The organism is Maribrevibacterium harenarium (genome assembly GCF_006385675.1).
GTDB classification, from domain to species: Bacteria; Pseudomonadota; Gammaproteobacteria; order Pseudomonadales; family Marinomonadaceae; genus Marinomonas; species Marinomonas harenarium.
Window position 1 is genome coordinate 65,454 of sequence record NZ_VFRR01000014.1, and the last position, 20,132, is coordinate 85,585.

At 48.9% G+C, this 20,132-nt stretch carries 19 protein-coding genes; 8 read left to right on the forward strand and 11 right to left on the reverse strand.

Annotation, left to right across the window (positions count from 1 at the left end; all coding sequences use genetic code 11):
- Window positions 1-28 precede the first annotated feature (28 nt).
- From FJM67_RS08845 to FJM67_RS08855, 3 genes are all read right to left on the reverse strand, one after another.
- Window positions 29-223: a hypothetical protein gene (locus FJM67_RS08845; protein WP_140588528.1), complete on the reverse strand. Its 195-nt coding sequence runs from the start codon at window positions 221-223 to the stop codon at window positions 29-31.
- Between the two features lie 126 nt (window positions 224-349).
- On the reverse strand, window positions 350-3,292 hold the full coding sequence (gene glnE, locus FJM67_RS08850) for a bifunctional [glutamate--ammonia ligase]-adenylyl-L-tyrosine phosphorylase/[glutamate--ammonia-ligase] adenylyltransferase (protein WP_235890022.1): 2,943 nt from the start codon (window positions 3,290-3,292) through the stop codon (window positions 350-352).
- 45 nt (window positions 3,293-3,337) lie between these two features.
- Entirely contained in the window at window positions 3,338-4,282 is a 945-nt protein-coding gene (locus FJM67_RS08855; RefSeq protein WP_140588530.1) for a CYTH domain-containing protein, read from the reverse strand.
- A 115-nt stretch (window positions 4,283-4,397) separates the two neighbouring features.
- Here FJM67_RS08855 and argE point away from each other — a divergent pair, with 115 nt between their 5' ends.
- Complete coding sequence (gene argE, locus FJM67_RS08860; RefSeq protein WP_140588531.1) at window positions 4,398-5,576, forward strand: acetylornithine deacetylase; 1,179 nt, start codon at window positions 4,398-4,400, stop codon at window positions 5,574-5,576.
- Window positions 5,569-6,879, forward strand: coding sequence for an amino-acid N-acetyltransferase (argA, locus tag FJM67_RS08865; protein WP_140588533.1), 1,311 nt, complete (start codon window positions 5,569-5,571; stop codon window positions 6,877-6,879). The genes argE and argA overlap by 8 nt, the downstream gene beginning before the upstream one ends.
- Before the next feature lie 15 nt (window positions 6,880-6,894).
- Here the strand turns inward: argA and FJM67_RS08870 are convergent, their stop codons facing one another.
- From FJM67_RS08870 to rpoE, 6 genes are all read right to left on the reverse strand, one after another.
- A complete protein-coding gene (locus FJM67_RS08870; protein WP_181161461.1) occupies window positions 6,895-7,323 on the reverse strand; it encodes a chemotaxis protein CheW in 429 nt (142 codons plus the stop codon).
- 170 nt (window positions 7,324-7,493) lie between these two features.
- Window positions 7,494-8,900, reverse strand: coding sequence for a DegQ family serine endoprotease (locus FJM67_RS08875; protein ID WP_140588536.1), 1,407 nt, complete (start codon window positions 8,898-8,900; stop codon window positions 7,494-7,496).
- A gap of 70 nt (window positions 8,901-8,970) precedes the next feature.
- Window positions 8,971-9,438, reverse strand: a complete 468-nt coding sequence (locus FJM67_RS08880) for a SoxR reducing system RseC family protein (RefSeq protein WP_140588538.1) — start codon at window positions 9,436-9,438, stop codon at window positions 8,971-8,973.
- Window positions 9,435-10,385, reverse strand: a complete 951-nt coding sequence (locus FJM67_RS08885; protein WP_140588540.1) for a MucB/RseB C-terminal domain-containing protein — start codon at window positions 10,383-10,385, stop codon at window positions 9,435-9,437. The genes FJM67_RS08880 and FJM67_RS08885 overlap by 4 nt, the downstream gene beginning before the upstream one ends.
- A gap of 4 nt (window positions 10,386-10,389) precedes the next feature.
- A complete protein-coding gene (locus FJM67_RS08890) occupies window positions 10,390-10,950 on the reverse strand; it encodes a hypothetical protein (protein ID WP_140588541.1) in 561 nt (186 codons plus the stop codon).
- A 3-nt stretch (window positions 10,951-10,953) separates the two neighbouring features.
- Window positions 10,954-11,541 (reverse strand): RNA polymerase sigma factor RpoE, encoded by a 588-nt coding sequence (rpoE, locus tag FJM67_RS08895; RefSeq protein ID WP_140588543.1) that lies wholly within the window; start codon window positions 11,539-11,541, stop codon window positions 10,954-10,956.
- A gap of 217 nt (window positions 11,542-11,758) precedes the next feature.
- On the opposite strand from rpoE, the gene nadB reads away from it, so the two are divergent.
- Entirely contained in the window at window positions 11,759-13,354 is a 1,596-nt protein-coding gene (gene nadB / locus FJM67_RS08900) for an L-aspartate oxidase (RefSeq protein ID WP_140588545.1), read from the forward strand.
- On the opposite strand, the gene FJM67_RS17505 is transcribed toward nadB, so the two are convergent.
- Both FJM67_RS17505 and FJM67_RS08910 read right to left on the reverse strand, forming a co-directional pair.
- Window positions 13,328-13,762 (reverse strand): hypothetical protein, encoded by a 435-nt coding sequence (locus FJM67_RS17505; RefSeq protein WP_181161462.1) that lies wholly within the window; start codon window positions 13,760-13,762, stop codon window positions 13,328-13,330. The genes nadB and FJM67_RS17505 overlap by 27 nt on opposite strands.
- Window positions 13,734-14,018, reverse strand: coding sequence for an FAD assembly factor SdhE (locus FJM67_RS08910; RefSeq protein WP_181161463.1), 285 nt, complete (start codon window positions 14,016-14,018; stop codon window positions 13,734-13,736). The genes FJM67_RS17505 and FJM67_RS08910 overlap by 29 nt, the downstream gene beginning before the upstream one ends.
- 326 nt (window positions 14,019-14,344) lie before the next feature.
- On the opposite strand from FJM67_RS08910, the gene FJM67_RS08915 reads away from it, so the two are divergent.
- The 5 genes from FJM67_RS08915 to FJM67_RS08935 all read left to right on the forward strand — a co-directional run bounded on the left by FJM67_RS08915 (window position 14,345) and on the right by FJM67_RS08935 (window position 20,003).
- The gene (locus FJM67_RS08915; RefSeq protein ID WP_140588548.1) at window positions 14,345-15,652 is read left to right on the forward strand and encodes an ABC transporter substrate-binding protein; all 1,308 of its coding nucleotides are present in this window, start codon (window positions 14,345-14,347) and stop codon (window positions 15,650-15,652) included.
- A gap of 105 nt (window positions 15,653-15,757) precedes the next feature.
- Entirely contained in the window at window positions 15,758-16,618 is an 861-nt protein-coding gene (locus FJM67_RS08920) for a carbohydrate ABC transporter permease (RefSeq protein WP_140588549.1), read from the forward strand.
- 10 nt (window positions 16,619-16,628) lie between these two features.
- Window positions 16,629-17,459 carry a carbohydrate ABC transporter permease gene (locus FJM67_RS08925; protein WP_140588551.1) on the forward strand — a complete coding sequence of 277 codons (831 nt, stop codon included), beginning with the start codon at window positions 16,629-16,631 and terminating at the stop codon, window positions 17,457-17,459.
- 18 nt (window positions 17,460-17,477) lie between these two features.
- Window positions 17,478-18,569 (forward strand): ABC transporter ATP-binding protein, encoded by a 1,092-nt coding sequence (locus tag FJM67_RS08930; RefSeq protein WP_140588553.1) that lies wholly within the window; start codon window positions 17,478-17,480, stop codon window positions 18,567-18,569.
- Window positions 18,570-18,572: 3 nt separating this feature from the next.
- Window positions 18,573-20,003, forward strand: a complete 1,431-nt coding sequence (locus FJM67_RS08935; protein ID WP_140588554.1) for a mannitol dehydrogenase family protein — start codon at window positions 18,573-18,575, stop codon at window positions 20,001-20,003.
- The last annotated feature ends 129 nt before the right edge of the window (window positions 20,004-20,132 follow it).

The window sequence follows — 20,132 nt, forward strand, 5'->3', positions numbered from 1 at the left end:
TTATGGCGCTTTTGCAATTCAGGGGCAACTAGACTTTGATATCAATATTCTGACCAAGATTGCCGACCGGGCTACTTGGTGCAGTTTGCTGTGGAGCCGAACCAGCCGTACTAGATAATAGCTGCAAAGTCTGGTTACCCTGTTGTACTTGCTGGGATTTTGCCAAGCTCGCACTTAATACTTCCATGCCATAGGAAGAACTGGCGGAACTGACGCTACTCATAATGTCTCCTCGCGGCGATGACCTGTGATCGATATGTAAGCGATTTCAAATAAACCTTAGCGGAGTTAGCGCCACTATGCCAGTGAACAAATGTGATCTTTTTACCCAGTGGGTAACTCCATGTCACTAAATGTCAGCATTCTGGAGAAAATATTCCCAATATTGGCTGATACGTTGCTGGTGCTGACTTAACGTATCTTCCGCTACCACCCGCCCAAGTTTTTGCAAATTTAAGCGATGCACTAGGGCACGATATTCTTTGTAGGTTTCGCGCATATACTCGGCGGTATCTAGGTCCAACAAACCAACCTCCGCCGCGGCTTCGATTTGCCTGACGTTATCCGAGTACCGCATAAGCTGCGGAAATTCATGGGAGCGAGCCAACACCAGATATTGCACCATAAACTCAATATCGATAATGCCACCGGCTCCTTGTTTCAGATCGAATCCCTTGTCTTTACCACCACTATCTAGATGGGCGCGCATTTTTTCGCGCATTTCAATGACGCTTTGCTTAAGTTCAATACGATCGCGCACTTGCCCCAAAATAGCTTTGCGACTGTCCTCGAAGCGGGACATCAAATCACTATCACCGGCCAGTGCACGGGCTCGACAAAGGGCTTGATGCTCCCATACCCAAGCTTCGTTTTTCTGGTACTCCTCAAACCCAGCAAAACTTGCTACCAACATGCCCGAGTTACCCGATGGGCGCAGGCGCATATCCACTTCATAGAGTCTGCCTGCGGCAGTAAAGCTGGTCAAAGCGTGGATAAGTCGCTGCCCTAGACGGGTATAAAAGGTCAAATTATCCACACTACGCTGGCCGTTGGTGGCACCTTTGCCATCCGCATCATGGAGAAACACCAGATCCAAATCCGAGTCATAACCCAACTCCCAACCACCAGATTTGCCGTATCCCACGATAATTAATTCTGGCGTCAGACGTGGCTCCCCATCTCGTATCGGGTAGCCATGTTTTTGGGTTAAGTAGTGCCACGCCTGTTGCAGCACTCTCTCTAAAATCACTTCCGCCAACCACGTAAGGTGATCACTCACCTTCATGACCGGTAATATCCCCGTAATGTCACAGGCCGCAATACGCAATATGATGGAGCGACGGAAACGACGCAGGGCATCCATATGAGCTTCTTCGTCTTCTTCCGGGAGACGGTTCAGAATCTGGTCTAACTCGATCTGCAAGTCCTGTTTGCTCGGCGGTGAAAATAGTGCGTGGGCATCTAGTAACTCGTCTAACAGTGCTGGCGTAGTGGAAATCGCCTCGGAGAACCAAACACTTTCCCGACACAGGCGAATCAAGTGGGTAATGGCACTTTGGTTTTCACATAGCAGTACTAGGTAAGAAGTTCGACGTAGCACCGCTTCCAGAATCGGTAAGATACGCTCTACCACCACATCTGGGTGTTGCTCGTCTTCCAGAGCCTTAACGAAGGCGGCCATAAAGGTCGCAAGGCGCTCTTGGCCGATGGGCTGCATGAACACCACGGCTTTAGAGCTGACAAAACTGTAAACACGGTTGATAGTGTCGTCTACTGCGTGCCACGGAATGGTTGCCAACACTTCCGCAAGATGCTCTTCGTCGGGCTGTTTTAGCATGACGCGCCAAGCTTCCTGAGCGGATTCATCACAACTGGTTTCTTCCGGATCATCAATTAGACTCTTGAAAAAACCATGTACTTGATGGCGATAGTCCCATAAACGCTGGTCGAGGGCTTGCCAACTGTTTTCCCCCATACGTAATGCCAGTAGTTCGCGCTCCACCGGGTCACTTGGTAACAATTGGGTTTGCTCGTCCCGAGCCCCTTGCAACGCATGTTCCACCCGACGCAAATAACGGTAGGCATCCAGTAATAAATCCACTTCTTGCTGGGGCAAATAGTCATGCTCTGCCAGCAATGGCAACACTTGGAACAGGGCTTGATTTTGCAGGCCCTGGTTGCGTCCCCCATGGAGGATTTGCAACGCCTGCACGATAAACTCCACTTCCCGAATGCCGCCCTCACCGAGCTTAATATTGTGTTCAATACCTTTGCGGCGGACTTCTTTGGCAATCATGCCTTTGAGGTCTCGTAAGGCAGAAATAGCACCGAAGTCCAAATATTTGCGATACACAAATGGGCGGCGGATAGCTTCAAACTCTTTTTTATCCTGCTCACTACCCGCCATGACGCGGGCTTTGATCATGGCGTAACGCTCCCAATCTCGCCCCTGATCTTGGTAATAGTTTTCCAGTGAATCCATATTGAGCACTAGCGCACCGGACTGACCAAAAGGACGCAGGCGCATATCGACCCGAAATACAAAACCATCGGCGGTGACCTGATCTAAATGCTGAATCAGCTTTTGGCCGATTTTGGTGAAATATTCCTGATGGGAGGTGCTTTTCTTGCCCCCTTGGGTTTCACCGTGTTCGCGAAAAGCAAAGATCAAATCAATATCAGAAGACAGGTTAAGCTCATAGCCGCCAAGCTTACCCATACCGATCACGATCAAACTTTGTGGCTTTCCTTGCGCATCCAACGCTTGCCCATACAAGTTTTGATACTGGCGCTGGGACCAAATCACACTCGCATTAACCACCGTATCCGCCAGCAGACTCAAACACCGGGTTAAGGTTTCTAACTCAATGGCCTGATTGATGTCCGCATAGATCAAGCGCACCATCCAATAGTGGCGATACCAGCGCAACTGGCGCATAAAGGTCGCTTCGTCCCACTCTGGCATGTCGGCTATAGAAGACACTGCAGACATGGTGCTGTTATCAGGATCACTCTCCGGCGCGAGCCAATGCTGTTCACCACCATAGAAATGGGACAAGCTTGGCTGCCAATCTTGACGTTTACTGGTCACGGCCGCTAGCCATTTAGGATGACGCTCCAGTTGCTGCAATAGGTAATCGCTGAGCAGACAAGGAGCACCATGGTCCTGCCAATCGGCCTCTGAAAAGGAAACACCATGGCGTTCACAGGATTCCAGTAGACGTTGAGATTTTGGTGCAAGAATAGAGGTGCTCACATGAGCAGCAATTTGAGCATGAGTTGCGGCGGTCAATGTTATTTTCCTTATGCTGACAATACTGCGGGCGCGTCGGTAAGATTAAGATGTTTGCTGATTTAGCCAGCGCCCCGTCGTGACCATCATCTTACCGGTATTCGTTAGAGCGGCAAGCTCCTCCAACAGGCGTGACGGCGTGCTCGGTAAAATTTCGCCATAGCTTTTATCTAGGTCATGTAACTGAGCCCGTAACGCCTCAGGTAAACACTGAGCCAACTGGGTTAACGCATGGCGTACTGGATGCAAAAAGGCTTCATCTTTTAAATAATACATGGCCTCCCAGTACACTAACCAAGCCTCGTACCAATAGGCAGCGAAGCTGAGTAAATCGGAATGCGCTGCTGGTTTCGCCGGCAGCTCGATTTTACGATGCCGTAATCTTGCGCCTTTTTGCGCTTTGGAAACCACACTCACTTGAACGGGTAGGTGCTCTGCTAAGAAAGCAGCAAGACCGTATAAGTCCTCGGCTGAACCTTGCTTTAACTCCAACTCTAATTCGCTAATACCATCTTGCCCGTAGGGTGAACTGACTTCCCCTTGGTCACATACCATTTCGATAGCACTGTTACCGAAGCTCACATCCCATACTTGACGTTCAAAATCGGTGCGAAACACCTCGATCAGCTCCCGGCTCCAGGACATATCTTTTAGCTCATCCGGTAGTGGCAGCTGCGCCACTAGATTGAGATCTAAACTATCACTGGGGAGCTGCCACTCCCATTCCCCCCGCTCATGCATACCGATTCGGCTGCTACCACGGGTTTTCACTGTCTGAATATATTGTTGATTGACCGCACGAATCCGCAAGGCAATACCAGCGTTAAGCAACTTGGCATCCGCCGTGTCATAGTAGCCATTCATTAGAGTGAGTGTCGGTCGTCGCGCTCCTTGTAAGGTATTACCGGCGAGCTGCTGATTAATAAAATCGCACACCGACTTGAGATAGTTGGGCTGAACCATTAACTTTAGTTCAAGTTCCATTGCCATAGCGTTGACCTCTTATACTTCCGGCACGGCCGGAGACCTCATTGTTCTTACAGTGTAGTTTATCAGATGGTCCTATAAGCGAACTAAAATTCAGAAAAATTTCCGAGGAGCCCACATGGCCGATATCCCATCATTAATCAGCATGATGAGTCAGCTGATCGCCACGCCGTCAATTAGCTGTAGTCAGGCCCGCTGGGATCAATCCAACCAAGGTGTCATCACCCTATTGGAAAGCTGGTTGGCTGATCTTGGGTTTCACTGTGAAGTCATGCCGCTACCCAACCAACCGGGAAAATGCAATTTGATCGCCACCATCGGCCAAGGTAGCGGGGGCTTGGTACTGTCCGGCCATACGGATACGGTGCCTTATGATGAAGGCCGTTGGCAAACTGATCCATTTAGTTTGAATGAACGGGATAACAAGCTTTACGGCCTTGGCACCTGCGATATGAAAGGCTTTTTTGCGTTGGTACTGGACACTTTACGGGGAATGGATTTAACCAAATTACAACAACCACTGATTATCCTAGCAACAGCGGATGAAGAAAGCTCCATGTCTGGTGCCCGCGCTTTGGTCAAAGAAGGGCGACCCAAGGCTCGCTATGCCTTGATCGGTGAACCGACGGGACTGACCCCCATTTACGCCCACAAAGGCATCATGATGGAGCGCATTCGTATCACCGGTAAATCTGGTCACTCTTCCAATCCTGGTCTGGGCAATAATGCGTTAGATGCTATGCATGCGGTCATGGCTGAACTCATGGTATTCCGCCAGCAACTCAAGCAGCGTTTTCACAATGCGGATTTCGTAATCGACTACCCGACCATGAATTTTGGTTGTATCCATGGTGGCGATAACCCGAACCGTATTTGTGGCCGTTGTGAGCTGGAGTTTGATTTGCGCGCCCTACCGGGGATGGATAACCAAGCCCTATTCCATGAAATCAAAGCCCTGTTGCCAGAAATCGAATCAGCTACCAACACACAAATTGAGTTAGCCCATCTATTTCCTGACGTACCTTCATTCTCAACCCCGAAAGAGTCCGATATCATTCGCGCCTGCGAACAGTTGACGGGCCATCAAGCGGAAACCGTGGCATTTGCCACCGAAGGGCCATTTTTAAATCAATTGGGGATGGAAACCTTGGTACTGGGCCCCGGCTCGATTGATCAAGCACACCAGCCCAATGAATTTATGGCATTGGATCAGATTACGCCGATGCAGAATGTGATTCGCGGCTTAATAGAAAAGTATTGCCTAACCCCACAGAACGACGAGGTAGAGCGTGTCTGAGAATTTAAATTACGTGGATTGGTTTCGCCACTCTTCGCCCTATATCAACGCTCACCGGGGTAAAACCTTCGTGTTGATGATTCCAGGGGAGGCGTTCGAGCACCCCTCCTTTTCCGGCATTATTCATGATTTAGCCTTGCTAGATTCCCTCGGCATTCGCTTGGTTCTGGTACAAGGCGCTCGCCCACAGATTGATAGAGCCTTGAGCAATCGCCGACTATCTTCCCAGATTGAAGACGGCTACCGCGTTACCCCTTACGACCAACTTTTGGACGTGATTCAGGCTTCGGCGGCTGTTCGAGTGCAGCTAGAAGCCCAACTATCCATGGGATTGTCTAACACCCCAATGGCCAATGCACGCCTGAAAGTCTGTAGTGGTAACTATGTGGTGGCGCGCCCATTGGGGGTAGTAGACGGCATTGATTACGGCCATTCTGGCGAAGTACGCCGCATTGATACCGATGCCATTTTCCGCTTATTGGAAGACGATAATATGGTGCTACTGCCGCACCTTGGTTTCTCCCCAACCGGCGAGGTTTTCAACCTGAAAGCCGAAGATGTAGCAACCCAAGCAGCCATTCAATTACGGGCCGACAAGCTGATTATTTTTACCGAAGAAGAAGGTATCTATAACACTGAGGGTGAGCTGTATTCGGAGTTGTTGGCTAATGATGGGGAACTCTTACTGCATGAAAAGCAACTTCCCCCCCATACCCACGGCGCGTTGGAAGCCTGTGTTGCTGCAGTGCGTAATCAAGTCCCTCGCGCCCATATTATTTCCTTCAAGAACAACGGTAGCTTGATTCAGGAGCTGTTTACCCGGGAAGGTGCTGGCACCATGGTTGATGAAGACAGCTATGAGAAACTGCGCCCAGCAGTAATAGATGATGTTGGCGGCATGATGCAATTGCTAGCACCACTAGAAGAAAAAGGCATCTTGGTACGTCGTTCTCGGGAATTGTTAGAAAATGAGATTGATCGCTTTCAAGTAATCGAGCGCGATGGTGCTATCGTTGCTTGCGCAGCACTTTACCCCTTCGAGCAGGAACATGCTGGGGAACTTGCTTGCTTAGCCGTATCTCCAAATTACCGTGGCTCTAACCGAGGTGAGCGATTACTTACAGGCATTGAGCGAGAAGCAAAACGAATGGGGCTAGACACCCTCTTTCTATTGACGACCCGCACCGCCCATTGGTTTATGGAGCGCGGCTTCAAACCATCCACACTAGACAGTTTACCGACTAAAAAACAGGCCCTATACAACTACCAACGTAACTCGAAAATCTTCTTGAAACGTTTGTAACGGCAAGATTTTGGATTACTCCAGACTATTACAGTAGTCGGTGAAGTCTACCAAAATGTACAAGTCGCCTTGACGCTCAATAGTGCCCTGTATGCAATCATGGGGGTAATATTGGGCGCTCTGGCGGTCTACTTCTTCGTTATTAATCGACATAACATTTTCGACGCCTTCAACTCGGACGCCAAAATACCCTTCCGGCAAATCCAGCACCAGAATGTGTCCTTCCTCTGCCGCATCGTCAAGGGAAACGTCTAAAATACTACTGCCGTACACTACGGTAACTAGGTTACCACGCAACTCAATCATGCCCTCAACACAGGCTGGCGCACCAATAACCGGGTTGGGTTCCTCATAGGGCAATACTTCTTTCACGTTATTGATTGGGTGCAAATAGTTTTCGCCACCCATGCGAAAGCAAATCCCCTGTTCTAATACTTGCGCCATAACTGGAACCATTTAGTTTGTTTTCAAATAATTAGTTTACGGTGATCATTAGATCATTTAACTAAAACCTAACAAAAATGGTTACATATCTAACTATTAATCACAACCTTACAAAAAGAAAAAGCCACGTCCAAAACTGGTACGTGGCTTTTCAGTGGCTGAGTTATCGGTTATTCAACGATTTTAAACGGAATAAACATAGGATAACCATCACGGATTACCCGCATCGGCACGGAACGATTCGATGGTACTTGCTTGATAATGTTGTTGAAATCTTCGACGCCGTTAATACGCTGACCATTCAGCATGGTAATCACATCACCCTGCTGCAAGCCATTGCGCGCCGCAGCGCCACCGAATACTTGCTCAATCACCACACCACCGCGGATATCGAGGCGCTTGCTGAGATTCGCAGGTACTTCACCAACGATCATGCCAAGACGGTTCTGCTCTTGTTGGGACTGAGAAATGGTCGAAGCTGGATCCTCCGGACGTTTTGCCAAGGTGATCTGGATATCCCGCTCTTTGCCGTCGCGGAACACGGTCGCATTCGCCACCACACCCGCTTTCATTTGCCCAACCAAGTAAGGCAATTCGGAAGACTGTTCAATCTGTTTACCTTCAAAAGACAGAATGATATCCCCCGGGTTCAGACCAGCGTCTTCAGCAGGGGAGCCCGGAAGCACTCGGCTAACCAAAGCCCCATGGGGACGATCTAAACCAAATGACTCAGCTAGGTCGTTGTTCACGTCTTGAATAATCACTCCCAACCAAGCACGGGAAACTTTGCCTTCTGACTTGAGCTGATCCACAACAGACATAGCAAGATTTGCTGGAATCGCAAAAGACACTCCCATAAAACCACCGGAGCGGGTGTAGATTTGCGAGTTGATACCAATCACTTCACCATCTAGGTTAAACAATGGGCCCCCAGAGTTGCCTGGATTAATGGCTACGTCTGTTTGGATAAAGGGCACATAGTTATCACTTGGCAAATTACGACCAATAGCACTAACGATACCGGCGGTGACGGTGTAATCAAAACCAAAAGGAGAACCAATCGCCAGCACCCATTGCCCGGGTTTCATGTCATCGGAATTGCCCATTTTTACTGTCGGCAGGTCATCTTCTGCTTCGATCTTCAATAGGGCTAAATCGGTCCGAGCATCAGTTCCTACTAAGGTTGCCTCATATTCACGGCGATCATTCAGGCGCACATGAATCACATCGGCTCCGTCGATAACATGGTTATTCGTTAGTACATAACCATCATCGGAAATGATAAAACCTGAGCCTAGGGAACTACGTTGACGTTGTTTTGGCTGCTGCTGTTGCTGACCAAATGGCTGTTGACCAAAGAAGTGACGGAAAAACTCGTTCAATTCTTGGGCATCTGGGCTGAGCTGCGGACCTCCACGGGCATCGACTTTTTGCTCGGTACTAATGTTCACCACGGCGGGGGAGGCTTTTTCTACCAGTTCGGTAAAGTCCGGCAGGTTCACTGCACTGGCAAAACTGGCCACCAGCAAACTACACATCATTACCATCATTTGGATGGGGGTGCGAAGTCGGTTCATTGAGCAATCTCCTCAAAGACATTTCAAGTTCATAATTACTCGGCAGTTACCGAGTGCTGCGCTTGGGGTCTCAGGATTGTGGCACAAACTTAAGCGGCTGTGTTACTGCTGTCTCGACGCGCAAAATGCGAGGATAGAAATCGGGGTTTTCCGTCATACCGAAAGACTTTTTGCGTGCCCACCAAAGGCCTCCAAAAAATCCTCCTAACGCACCCAACACATTCACCACACTTTGCTCAGTCAACAGGCTCGGCACCGTAGCACCCATCACTAATCCAAGCATTGGAACAGCATACATCCAGATAGAGGCACTCAATAAGGAATCTTCGGGGATACCCACGACCACTTTATCACCAATTTGCAAAGATTTTGGCGCTAAGGTTTTCATAAGCATTCTGTTGCTGTTCGATACTTGGGCGATAGCATGATGACCACAGCCATGGCGCGCACGACAGGTGCTGCAGCTGCTAGTACGGATAGTTTCTACTTCGGCAATGCCATCTTCGATGGCGAGGACCACTCCGGATTCTTCAATCATGGTGCCTCCCGCAACTCAGCGCCCTGCAATAGCTTATCGATGGTTTGCGGTGGGATTTCACCTACCGCACTAATTAGATACTGCTGTCCACGCCAAGTTTGCATACGCTCGGCCACACTAGTCGCGCCACTAGCCAGAAGCTTGTCATCACTCTGCTCCTCATTACCGACTGGCAAAGCGAATAAGGAAACGCTCGCGATACCATCAGATAGCAGCATCATGCTTACCCCATTAGATAGTTGCTGACTCTGTTGCCAAACGGGCTGCATTCCCGTTGGTAACCAGGCGAAACGCCACCCATGATCAGCATCTTGAGCTTGTTGTTCTTCTTCAAACACTTGCACAGCACTAGCGGGTGCCGGAACAAAATCTGCTTCGGACAATTCCGGAGTAAAAGTAATGGTGGTAAATTGAGTGCGTTCTAGTAACTTACCCTCCCCATCAACTACATCGTGCTTTAGTAAAAAGCCATTCCCTTGATCGAGCCAAAACACGTGACCATAACGTTGGTCATCTTGGGGAATCAGTTCAATCCGTTTCACTTCACGGTCAGCCACCCAAGTAGTCTGGGTGTCCAGTTGAGCAGAGTAAGTTTGCGCTAATTGCTGTTCGTCTAACTGACGGAACTGACTGAAAGGACGTTCTAATACCGGTAACTGAGTCAAACGATGGATATCTGGCGCTACGCATAAAGTCGTACCATCAACCCGAATCATTTCATGGCGTTCACCATCCAGATCAGACAGGCTTTCGTAGCGTACCCCTCCAATCAATCCATGGCGTATACGCATACTGTTAATGTCATTACCTTGGTTGTAGACAAATACGCCGTCGTAACTGAGCTGATTAAATGCCTGAGACATTTTGCTAAGCCAGTCATAGCCAGCACTACTCCAGCTAGAAACAGACCACATTACGCCAACGAACACACACAGCAGTTTCAACATAGGTTTATTGATCCACCGGTAAATTAACAACTCGGGCCATAGGCATCATTCCCTGTCCGCCAGTCAAGCTCGCATGTTGCGCGTGCTGCTGCAAATAGCGCTGTAGTCGTAAATTGTCACGCTCTGGCAAAGTCGTAAATGACGTGTTCAGTGACGCTGTAGCTAATGGCAAGCTGGTATTTTGGGCTTGAAACTGAATCCCAACCAATACCGCCAATGCCAAACTGGCGGCCACACCCATTCCCCACCAAGCAGCTTTCTGCCCCCGTTTTGGTTGGGGCACACGAATAAGCGGCGTGACATTATCCACTACAGGAAAATCAGCGTCGGCTTGGTTGGCAAGTCGGTTGTGAATACCAGCTAAAAAATCTTGGCTACACAGTGGCTGACTCAACTGCGTTCGTTGCGCTTCACCAGTCATAACAAAGGCATCGGTTTGCTCTGCTAAAACCTGGATGTCCTGCTGCAACAGACGATCGATATCTGCACTGCTGGCTTCGTCATCAAGCAAAGCCGAGAGGCTTTCTAGGGCCCGCTCGTCAAGCGTATGGTGCTGCTGTGACATGCTTTATTCTCCTTCCCCCAACAGAGGACGAATATGCTTTTCCACTGCTTCCCGAGCACGGAAAATGCGGGATCTTACGGTACCCACAGGGCAATCCATTATTTGGGCAATTTCTTCGTAACTTAACCCTTCAAACTCCCGTAGGGTCAAAGCCCCACGAAGTTCTTCCGGTAACATATTGATTGCGATGTGTATTTCCGAGTTCAAACGTTTGGTATTTAGCTCTGCATCCGGTGTATTGATATCCGCTAAAGCATCGTACACAGCATGAACATCCTCGTTATCTAGCTCCACATCACTGGCGGGAGGTCGACGGGATCGGTTCACAATCTGGTTTTTTGCCGTATTCACCGCAATTCGATATAACCAAGTGTAAAACGCACTTTCACCACGAAAACTATCAATAGCCCGATAGGCCTTCACAAAGGCTTCTTGAGCCACATCCATAGCTTCGTGATGATCCTGTATATAGCGGGAGATTAGCGCGATGACTTTATGCTGATATTTCAGCACTAAAAGGTCAAAGGCTCGCTTATCACCTGCTTGAACTCGCTCTACCAACGCTTCATCGCTGGATGTCTCGCGCTGCATAGGCACCTCATAAAATACACTTTCATACCAGTGCCCACTGTTTGATAAATGGACAACTCTTCGTCATGCAAGTTCCGATGGGAGAAATAAATTGACCCGATTGAACAAAAACGCCGTAAAGGCATCTTGCCACGACGGTGGGGGTAGAGAAAGTGTTCACTCAACCTTATAAACAAGTGTACCATTAATTCCATAATCACCAATAAGATAGAGACTTATGAGCAACCATCTTCACTACGATATTGTCGTTGTCGGTGCCGGTGCCGCAGGCCTGACGTTAGCCCTTGAGTTGGCTGACCAATTTACCGTCGCGATTCTGACCAAAGGCGATATTGAAGAAGGTGCTACCCTGTATGCTCAAGGTGGCGTGGCGGCGGTTTTGTCAGACACTGATACCATCGACTCCCATATTGAAGATACGGTCTCCGCTGGCTCTCATTTAGGTGATAAAGAGGCGATTCGCTTCACGGTAGAAAACTCCAAAGCCAGTATCGATTGGTTGATCGAGCAAGGAGTGCCTTTTACCCGCTACGGTGAAAGTGACCAGTACCACCTCACCAAAGAAGGTGGACATAGCCATCGACGTATTATTCATTCTGCCGATGCTACGGGTCGTGCGATCTCGCAAACCTTGGTACACAACGCTATCAATCACCCTAACATCCACTTTTTTCCAGATCGCATTGCGGTGGATCTGATTAATAGTCGTAAACTAGGATCAAAAGAAAGCCGCATCGTGGGACTCTACGCTTTGAACCAAGAAACGGACGAAGTGGATGTGTTTCATGCCCAGCGGGTGGCACTAGCCTGTGGTGGTAGCAGCAAAGTGTACTTATACACTAGCAACCCAGACACAGCCTCGGGAGATGGCATTGCTATGGCGTGGCGAGCGGGCTGTCGCATTGCCAATATGGAATTTAACCAATTCCATCCAACTTGCTTGTACGATGCGAAAGCGAAAACCTTTTTGATATCTGAAGCTGTACGCGGCGAGGGTGGCCGCCTGTTACTACCAGATGGCACCCGCTTCATGTTCAATTTTGACGAGCGTGGCGAGTTGGCTCCACGGGACATTGTTGCCCGCGCTATAGATCATGAAATGAAACGCTTGGGGATCAAGCATGTACTGCTGGATATCTCCCATAAAGATCCAGATTTTATCAAAGAGCATTTCCCAACCATCTATCAACGCTGTCTTGAATACGGTCACGATATGACCAAAGGCCCGATTCCAGTAGTGCCGGCAGCCCATTACACTTGCGGTGGTGTGGTCGTAGATCAAAATGGCAAGACAGATGTGGAAGGGCTTTATGCTATTGGTGAAACGGCTTACACCGGTTTGCATGGTGCCAACCGTCTAGCCAGCAATTCCCTATTGGAATGTATCGTTTACGGTCGTTCCGCTGCTGAACACATCAAGTCAACTTTGGTACGTGAAGCCGATATCAACATTCCGGATTGGGATGACACGCAAGTAACGGATTCGGATGAGGATGTGGTGATCTCCCATAACTGGCACGAACTACGCCGCTTTATGTGGGACTACGTAGGCATAGTACGCACTGATAAGCGCCTGTTACGGGCTAAACATCGCGTAGATTTATTGCTGTCCGAAATTGATGAGTTTTACGCTAACTACAAGATTTCAGCGTACCTTCTGGAACTACGTAACTTGGCGGTAGTCGCCGACTTAATCATCCGGTCTGCCATGTCCCGTAAAGAAAGCCGTGGCCTGCACTTCACCCTCGACTATCCAGAACAGCTAGACACCGCAGCGGCGACGATTCTAACCCCGCCAAAGGCGCTCTCTTAGGGAGCGCTGCGGCGTGGTAATTGCCTGCACAGCCAAGAAAGAACTAAGGCAGCGCCATTGTTCATAAGTCATTTGATCCCGATAAATGACATGGCGCAGCAGTCCAAAACTACGACATTCACGCACCACCACAAACCACTGGCCCCGAAACACTAACGCCACTTCCCTCGCTCGATTACGGCAATCATAGACATGACATGTTGATCCAATACTAACCTGGACACATAGAAATCGCCGACGATACCAGCCCAGCCCGAGACCAAAGCTAGTAACCGCACCCCCCCACCAAACTACGGGATAATAATAAAAACGCGTTGCCGCAAGAAAAGTCACTGCGGCGGCAATCAGCAGCCACAGTGCTAAAGCTAGAACAGAGAATTTAAGCGGAATAATTTTCGGGTTGGACACGATTCACTATCAGGCTGACGATGCGCGCAAGATCCGCATCCTCAGGCACTTCCTTTTGCATAAACCAAGGGAAGATCTCCTGATCTTCACATTCTAAAAGACGATAAAAACGCTGACGATCCGCTTCATCTAGACTGAGAAAAACCTCATCTAGGAAGGGTTCTAGCAACAAATCTAACTCTAGCATGCCACGGCGACACTGCCACTGCAGTCGTTTAAAGGCCAAGGAATCTTTACTTTCGATCAGGTCAGACATGTCAATTCTCCACACAAATGTGGCGCCATTATATGCCAGCCCCAAGGAGGAGGAAATTGCCAAAAGTAGCCCTATTGATGCCTTTTTGTTTCAGAGCCCTTTGTTTGCGGGTGATCAAGATCAAAAAACAATCAGTCAAAAGAGTATTATTTTGACCACTATTTTGTAGAAAAAGGTAACTACTAAACAAATTTGTACCAGTATTGGCTATATATGTATTAGCGAGTCAATTACCCCATCGCCTATATTTACTGCCACTTGATTGCGATTCAGATCAAGAAATTAGGTATCACTATAAAAAAAACTTACTCCTACTGGGGGAACCTATGAAAAGCCTTACCAAAACAGCCGTCGCTTGTGCGGTTTCCTTCGCAGCGTTCAGCGCTTTTGCACAAACTACCATCACTGTTGCTACCGTAAACAACGGTCACATGATTGAGATGCAGAAACTGACGCCTGATTTCGAAAAGCAATACCCTGATATCAAAGTGAAATGGGTGACCTTAGAAGAAGGTGTACTACGTCAAAACGTGACGCAAGATATCGCCAATGGCAGTGGTCTCTACGACGTTATGACTATTGGTATGTACGAAGCGCCAATCTGGGGTGAGCGCGGCTGGTTAGAGCCAGTTGACGTGAGTGGCTCATACGACGTGAACGATATCCTACCTTCCATCCGTGGTGGTCTATCTTACGACGGCACTATGTATGCTGCCCCATTCTATGGTGAAAGCTCCATGGTCATGTACCGTAAAGACCTAGCCGAAAAAGCCGGTGTTACCATCAGTGACCGTGATAGCTGGGATCACATTCGTGATGCGGCTAAAGCCATGCATGACCCAGACAATGGTGTCTACGGCATCTGTCTACGTGGTAAAGCAGGCTGGGGGGACAACATGGCGTTCTTGTCTGCCATGGCCAACTCTTTCGGTGCTCGCTGGTTCGATATGGACTGGAAACCTCAGTTAACTTCTGACGCTTGGAAAAACACTGTCACCTTCTATGTTGATATGTTGAACAACTACGGACCTCCAGGTGCCAGTGGTAACAGCTTCAATGAAAACTTGGCGCTGTTCAACGAAGGCAAATGTGGTATGTGGATCGATGCGACTATTGCAGCCTCTTTCGTCACCGATCCTAAGCAGTCCAAAGTGGCTGACAAAGTTGGCTTCGCTCAGTCTCCATTCAAAGTTACTGAGAAAGGCGCTAACTGGCTGTGGTCTTGGGCGCTAGGTATCCCATCCGCGACGAAGAAAGCGGACGCGGCCCAGAAGTTTGTCCGTTGGGCAACCTCTAAAGACTACATTAAGTTAGTGGCTAGCCATAACGGTTGGGGTGCGGTGCCAACTGGTACACGTACTTCTACCTACGAAAACCCTGAGTTCCAAAAAGCTGCCGTATTTGCTGATGCCGAGCTGAAAGCGATCAACTCTGCTAATCCAAATGACAGTACTTTGGAACCTTCTCCATACGTTGGCGTTCAGTTTGCCGCTATCCCTGAATTCCAGGCGATCGGTACAACTGCTGGCCAAATGATCTCTGGTGCGTTAGCTGGTAGCTTGACTGTTGACCAAGCGTTGCAGTCTGCCAACCGCTCGGCTGATCGTCAGATGCGCCAGGCTGGTTACTACTAAGTTTTAGTAGCTAACGACCCTACTAAAGAGCGGAGTCCTTACTCCGCTCTTTTATCTAGCTTCGTCGCGAGACGCGTTCTAAAACACCTACGAGAGTAACATCCCATGAAGCGTTCCATCACTCGCTTACTAATGGCTCCCTCTGTGCTACTACTGCTAGCATGGATGATAGTGCCATTATCCATGACCATTTACTTCTCAACCATTAACTACAACTTGTTATACCCTGGGCGTAACAATTTTGTTGGCTGGTTGAACTTTGAATTTTTTGTCACTGATCCGGGCTTCTGGATTGCCGTCTCCAACACCTTAATTTTGCTGATCTCAGTGTTGGTGATCACGGTGGTCTTGGGTGTCGCCCTATCGGCTCTAATCGACAAACCCTTTCATGGGCGCAACATCGTACGGGTGTTATTGATTTCTCCTTTCTTCATCATGCCAACGGTCAATGCCTTGATCTGGAAAAATATGATGATGAACCCGGTTTATGGCATCTTCGCTTGGATATCCAATTCTTTGGGATTAGAACCGATCGATTGGCTCTCCGATTACCCTCTGATGTCCGTAATTATTATGGTGAGCTGGCAGTGGCTACCGTTTGCGATTCTTGTATTCGTTACCGCATTGCAATCACAAGATACGGAACAAAAAGAAGCCGCTCAAATGGATGGTGCGACTGGCTGGCATATTTTCCGTTACCTAACTATTCCACATCTAGCGCGCCCAATCGCCGTGGTTGTGATGATAGAAACCATCTTCCTGTTGGCCGTATTTGCTGAGATCTACGTTTCTACCGGCGGTGGCCCAGGCTATGACAGTACCAACCTTGCTTACCTAATTTACAACCAAGCGCTATTGCAATTCGACGTGGGTGTCGCGTCTGCCGGTGGTCTATTTGCCGTTGTACTTGCCAATATCGTCGCTTTCTTCTTGATCCGCGCTGTCGGCAAGAACCTAACAGTGTGAGGTGACTGACATGACATTAACACAACAAAGAAAACTCAAAACCTTGCTGGTCGGCCTTGCCTCTTGGGCAATCGCTTTGCTGCTGTTCTTCCCGATCCTGTGGATGTTTTTGACCTCCTTCAAGACCGAGCTACAGGCCATTTCCGTACCGCCACAGTTCTTGTTTGAACCGACATTGGAAAACTTTGGCATCGTGCAAGAGCGTAGCGACTATTTAAAACATGCTTGGAACTCAGTGGTCACTTCTTTTGGTTCGACCATTCTGGCGCTCATCATCGCCATACCGGCGGCCTATTCGATGGCGTTTTTCCCCGGTAAGAAAACCAAAGATATCTTGCTATGGATGTTGTCCACCAAAATGCTGCCAGCCGTCGGTGTGCTAGTCCCCATCTACATCCTTGCTCGGGATAACGGTTTGCTAGATACCAAACTTGGTCTGGTGATCATTTTCACTTTGATGAACTTACCCATCATTGTGTGGATGCTGTTCTCTTACTTCAAAGATTTGCCCAAAGAAATCCTAGAAGCAGCCCGCATGGACGGTGCCAGCCCATGGGGCGAAGTCACCAAAGTGGTACTGCCACTGTCGGTTGGCGGTATTGCCTCCACTGGTCTGCTATCCATCGTCCTGTGTTGGAACGAAGCCTTCTGGTCGCTCAACTTGACTGCGTCAGAAGCCGCGCCACTCACTGCCATGATCGCCTCTTACTCAAGCCCTGAAGGTTTATTCTGGGCCAAGCTATCTGCTGCTTCAACACTGGCCTGTGCGCCCATCGTGGTATTTGGCTGGTTCTGCCAGAAACAACTTGTGCAAGGCCTCACCTTCGGCGCTGTGAAATAATTTATAGGAATAATAACAATGGCTTACTTAAATATTACCGAACTACAGAAGCACTACGACAACTACCATGCGCTAAGGGGCATTAACCTCGCTATCGAGGAAGGCGAATTTATCGTCTTCGTGGGGCCATCTGGCTGTGGTAAATCTACTCTATTGCGCACCATCGCCGGCCTCGAATCCAGTACCGGTGGCACCATTCAGCTCGATGGTCGCGACATTACTGAGCTGGCTTCATCCAAACGTGACCTAGCCATGGTGTTCCAGTCCTACGCTTTGTACCCGCATATGACGGTGGCAGAAAACCTCAGTTTCGCTTTACGTCTGGCTAAAGTGGACAATGATATTATCGAGGAAAAAGTGAAGTCAGTTTCGGCGTCCTTACAACTTGATAAACTTCTGGAGCGTAAACCGAAAGAGCTATCTGGCGGTCAACGTCAGCGGGTGGCTATCGGTCGCGCCATCGTACGCCAGCCAAAAGTATTCTTATTCGACGAACCACTTTCCAACCTAGATGCGGCACTACGGGTGCAAATGCGTCTAGAGCTTGCGCGCCTACACAAGAAACTCGGCACCACCATGATCTATGTAACCCACGATCAGGTTGAAGCCATGACGCTGGCGGATCGCGTGGTCATTCTAAACGCAGGTCAAATTGAACAGGTTGGTACGCCTCTAGAGCTGTACCGCTCACCTAATAGCCGTTTCGTAGCCGAGTTTATCGGTACACCGAAGATGAACCTGATTCCGCTGGATAATGTGATCCGCGAAGGGGACGTGCTGCATCTTAAATTGCTTGAAGCCAGCATCGACTTCCCTGTGTCGCGTATCCACGGCCCACTGCCAAATCAAGTCACCATGGGCATTCGCCCTGAGCACATGCACCTAGTGGAAAGCGGCGGTGATCTGACTGGTAAGGTGGAATTGATTGAACACCTAGGTTCCGAAGCCTATACCCATATTCGTTTGGCCAATGACCAGACGGTAATCGTTAAAGCCCCAGCTCGCACCAACATCAAAGATGGTGAACTGGTGCACATCAATGTGGATCGCGCTGAAGTCATCTTATTTAACGAAAGCGACCGCGTATTTTCTGTTGTAGCCGAGGACTAACACATGGCTGACCGTCTTACTTTTACTCAAAACAGTGACCAAATGCAGGTGCAAAACTATCGCCGGGAAGATATCCAAGCCGGTGTGATGCACCTCGGTGTCGGCGCATTCCATCGCGCTCACCAAGCGGTTTATTTTGATCGGTTGCTCGCCACCGAGGCAGGCAAAAACTGGGGCATCACTGGCGTCAATATTCGCCCTCAAGATAGCGCCATATTTGCCCGTTTTATGGAGCAAAAAGGCGAGTACGTGTTGAAAACTATGGACTCTGAGGGGGCCACGGTTTACGAACATATTCGTTCTGTTGTGCAGCAAATTGACGGTGCTCAAACGCCAGAGCTAGTGGATCAAACCATGGCCGACGAGCGCACCCAATTGGTTACCTCGACAGTTACCGAAGGGGGCTACTACCTAGATGAAAGCCGCAAGATGATGTTTGATCATCCGGCAATCAAGGAAGATTTAGCGGGTGGACGCAATACGCTTTACGCTTTCCTATACGCCGGTTTGAAACTGCGTAGCCAAACTTCCCAAGGGAAAATCACCCTATTGTGCTGTGATAACTTGCGCCACAACGGTGACATTCTTGAGGCGGGTTTGATGCAATTCTTAGAGGCCAAAGGCGATACGGAACTCGCCGCGTGGGTCAAAGCCAACGTAGCCTTCCCATGCTCCATGGTGGATCGCATCACACCGAAGCCAAGCCCAGTTCACGTTGAAGATGTGCAAACGCGTTTTGGCTGTGATGACGAAATGACCGTGATGGGGGAAGACTTTATCCAGTGGGTGGTAGAGGACAAATTCGCCGGAGCAAAACCGGCCCTTGACTTGGTAGGCGTTCAATTTGTCGAGCAAGTAGACCCCTACGAAGAAGCCAAAATTCGTATCCTAAATGCAGGCCATACCAATGTGGTTTATCAAGCTGCATTAAAAGGAATGACCTACTTTGACGAAGCCATGCGGGATGAAGAATTAAGCCAGTATCTAACCGACTTCATCACTCAGGACTCGATTCCGGCGATTGGGGAGTCCATTGTCGACTTACCGGCTTATTACCAAATCATTGCCCGTCGTTTCAGTAATGCCAACATTGGCGATACGGTAGAGAGGATTTGTACCGACGGTTATGCCAAATTTCCGATTTTTGTTTATCCTTCTCTAGTTGGCTCTTACAAGATTGGGAATACCCCACAGAAAACCATTGAAGGCATCGCCGCTTGGTTCACCTACTTCCAAAAGGCAGCAGCCGGTACTGTGGCAACCCCGTACCATGAACCAAACTTAGCCGCATTGGCGCCTTTTACCAATGATGATGCGGGTATAAACGCTTTCGCGAACGATCGTTTTTTGTGGGGAGAAGTACCGACTTCCTATCCGGAATTTGTTACAACGTTAACTGAAGCCATTAAAGTCATGCGGGCACGTTACGCCTAAAAATGAAGAAAGTGGTGAGCGAAAAATACCCGCCACCACTCTCTCGATGATGTGAACAAACGCTTTACCCACAAGTACGGATACTTGTGTTGACAATAATAAAGGCAGGACGCGAATTAGCAGGAATTA

What these genes read in the sequence shown, in the direction of transcription:
- FJM67_RS08845 (WP_140588528.1), bottom strand. Translation starts at nt 223, where the DNA reads ATGAGTAGCGTCAGTTCCGCCAGTTCTTCCTATGGCATGGAAGTATTA.
- FJM67_RS08915 (WP_140588548.1), top strand. Translation starts at nt 14,345, where the DNA reads ATGAAAAGCCTTACCAAAACAGCCGTCGCTTGTGCGGTTTCCTTCGCA.
- FJM67_RS08925 (WP_140588551.1), top strand. Translation starts at nt 16,629, where the DNA reads ATGACATTAACACAACAAAGAAAACTCAAAACCTTGCTGGTCGGCCTT.
- argE (WP_140588531.1), top strand. Translation starts at nt 4,398, where the DNA reads ATGGCCGATATCCCATCATTAATCAGCATGATGAGTCAGCTGATCGCC.
- FJM67_RS08920 (WP_140588549.1), top strand. Translation starts at nt 15,758, where the DNA reads ATGAAGCGTTCCATCACTCGCTTACTAATGGCTCCCTCTGTGCTACTA.
- FJM67_RS08890 (WP_140588541.1), bottom strand. Translation starts at nt 10,950, where the DNA reads ATGTCACAGCAGCACCATACGCTTGACGAGCGGGCCCTAGAAAGCCTC.
- nadB (WP_140588545.1), top strand. Translation starts at nt 11,759, where the DNA reads ATGAGCAACCATCTTCACTACGATATTGTCGTTGTCGGTGCCGGTGCC.
- FJM67_RS08910 (WP_181161463.1), bottom strand. Translation starts at nt 14,018, where the DNA reads ATGTCTGACCTGATCGAAAGTAAAGATTCCTTGGCCTTTAAACGACTG.
- FJM67_RS08870 (WP_181161461.1), bottom strand. Translation starts at nt 7,323, where the DNA reads ATGGCGCAAGTATTAGAACAGGGGATTTGCTTTCGCATGGGTGGCGAA.
- FJM67_RS08885 (WP_140588540.1), bottom strand. Translation starts at nt 10,385, where the DNA reads ATGTTGAAACTGCTGTGTGTGTTCGTTGGCGTAATGTGGTCTGTTTCT.
- FJM67_RS08880 (WP_140588538.1), bottom strand. Translation starts at nt 9,438, where the DNA reads ATGATTGAAGAATCCGGAGTGGTCCTCGCCATCGAAGATGGCATTGCC.
- FJM67_RS08930 (WP_140588553.1), top strand. Translation starts at nt 17,478, where the DNA reads ATGGCTTACTTAAATATTACCGAACTACAGAAGCACTACGACAACTAC.
- rpoE (WP_140588543.1), bottom strand. Translation starts at nt 11,541, where the DNA reads ATGCAGCGCGAGACATCCAGCGATGAAGCGTTGGTAGAGCGAGTTCAA.
- FJM67_RS08935 (WP_140588554.1), top strand. Translation starts at nt 18,573, where the DNA reads ATGGCTGACCGTCTTACTTTTACTCAAAACAGTGACCAAATGCAGGTG.
- FJM67_RS08855 (WP_140588530.1), bottom strand. Translation starts at nt 4,282, where the DNA reads ATGGCAATGGAACTTGAACTAAAGTTAATGGTTCAGCCCAACTATCTC.
- FJM67_RS08875 (WP_140588536.1), bottom strand. Translation starts at nt 8,900, where the DNA reads ATGAACCGACTTCGCACCCCCATCCAAATGATGGTAATGATGTGTAGT.